Below are 1,653 nucleotides of genomic sequence, written 5' to 3' on the forward strand. Positions count from 1 at the left end.
TGGACGCCCTGGCCCAGATCGCCAAGGCCAACGACGCGGCCGCCGTCCTGGTGACGTCCTCCGGCGAGGGCAAGGAGGTCGCCGCCCGCGTCGCGCTGCGCCTCGGCTCCGGCATCATCACCGACGCGGTGGACGTCCGCGCCGGCGACCAGGGCCCGGTCGCCACCCAGTCGGTCTTCGCCGCCTCGTACACCGTCGACTCCCGCGTCAGCAACGGCGTGCCGGTCATCACGGTCAAGCCGAACGCCGTCGCCCCGGAGGTCGCCGCGGCCGCCGGCGCCGTGGAGAACGTGTCGGTGGAGTTCACCGGCAACGCCGCCAAGGTCACCTCGCGCACCCCGCGCGTCTCGACCGGCCGCCCCGAGCTGACCGAGGCCGCCATCGTGGTCTCCGGCGGTCGCGGTGTCGGTGCGGCCGAGGGCTTCGGCGTGGTCGAGGAGCTCGCCGACGCGCTGGACGCGGCGGTCGGTGCCTCGCGCGCCGCCGTCGACGCCGGCTGGTACCCGCACAGCTCGCAGGTCGGCCAGACCGGCAAGCAGGTCTCCCCGCAGCTGTACGTCGCCAACGGCATCTCCGGCGCCATCCAGCACCGGGCCGGCATGCAGACCTCGAAGACCATCGTGGCCGTCAACAAGGACCCGGAGGCCCCGATCTTCGAGCTGGCCGACTACGGCGTGGTCGGCGACCTCTTCGAGGTGCTGCCGCAGCTCACCGCCGAGGTGAAGTCCCGCAAGGGCTGATCCCCCGGAGCAGCGCGGAGGGCGTGGCACTCGGTACCCCCGGTACCGAGTGCCACGCCCTCCGTCGTTTCCGGCCGCGGTCCGGACGGCCCGTACGAACCGTCCGGACCGGCTGGACGGCGCCGGCTACTCGGTGAAGGCGGCGAGGTGCTGGGTGAACCCGCCCTTGGCCGGCGGCAGCGGGCGCGGCTCGACGTCCTGCTCCTTCGGCGGCTCCTCCATCGGAAGCAGCCGCAGCTCGGGCTGGTCGGAGTCGGGGGAGGAGAACAGCCGCACCCGGGTGCCGACCGGGACGGTGCTGCGCATCCCGTCCACGATGCACCAGACGTCGAACCCCTCCGCCATCCGGATCAGCGACTTCTGGCGGACCAGCGGCGTCCGGGCCTGCTCGACCGCGCAGCGCCGGACGACGCCGGTGCCCTCGCTGGGCTCCAGCCGCAGTTCGGTGGAGCCGCAGGTGGGGCAGAGCAGCCGCTGGAAGGTCGGGTTGTTGCACCAGGTACAGCGCTGGAAGTACAGCGTCGTACTCCGGGTGTCGGCATCGATGGCTGAGTGGACCACGCTGTCATCTCCCTGCGCTCGGACCGGCTCCGTCGGCGGTAGTACGGCAGAAGTACGGCGGAAGTACGGCAGTGGTGCGGCGGTAGTTCGGCCGTAGTTCGGCAAGAAAAGGATAGGGAACTCAGTGCCGTCCTGTGAAGGCACTGAGTTCCCTTTTTGCCGCGCGCGTGCATAATGAAGGGTACTGAGTACCGTCGTGAAACAGGAGTGGCGATCATGAGCCAGGACTTCGATCTCTTCCGTATCTCCGAGGAGCACCAGATGCTCCGTGAGGCGGTGCGTTCGCTGGCCGAGGCGAAGATCGCTCCGTTCGCGGCGGAGGTGGACGAGCAGGGGCGGTTCCCGCAGGAGG

The 1,653-nt window shown here is 70.7% G+C and carries 3 protein-coding genes; 2 read left to right on the plus strand and 1 reads right to left on the minus strand.

Annotated features, from left to right (window positions below):
- Window positions 1–740 (plus strand): electron transfer flavoprotein subunit alpha/FixB family protein (locus BG452_RS34295; RefSeq protein WP_188308253.1); only part of this gene is annotated, 740 nt, incomplete at its 5' end.
- A 126-nt stretch (window positions 741–866) separates the two neighbouring features.
- Here BG452_RS34295 and BG452_RS34300 read toward each other — a convergent pair.
- Window positions 867–1,301, minus strand: coding sequence for a hypothetical protein (locus BG452_RS34300; RefSeq protein ID WP_188308254.1), 435 nt, complete (start codon window positions 1,299–1,301; stop codon window positions 867–869).
- Between the two features lie 216 nt (window positions 1,302–1,517).
- Between BG452_RS34300 and BG452_RS34305 the strand changes: the two genes are divergently transcribed.
- A partial coding sequence (locus BG452_RS34305; RefSeq protein ID WP_188308255.1) for an acyl-CoA dehydrogenase family protein occupies window positions 1,518–1,653 on the plus strand: 136 nt, incomplete at its 3' end.

It is taken from the genome of Streptomyces sp. CBMA123 (assembly GCF_014596465.1).
Classification (GTDB): Bacteria; Actinomycetota; Actinomycetes; order Streptomycetales; family Streptomycetaceae; genus Kitasatospora.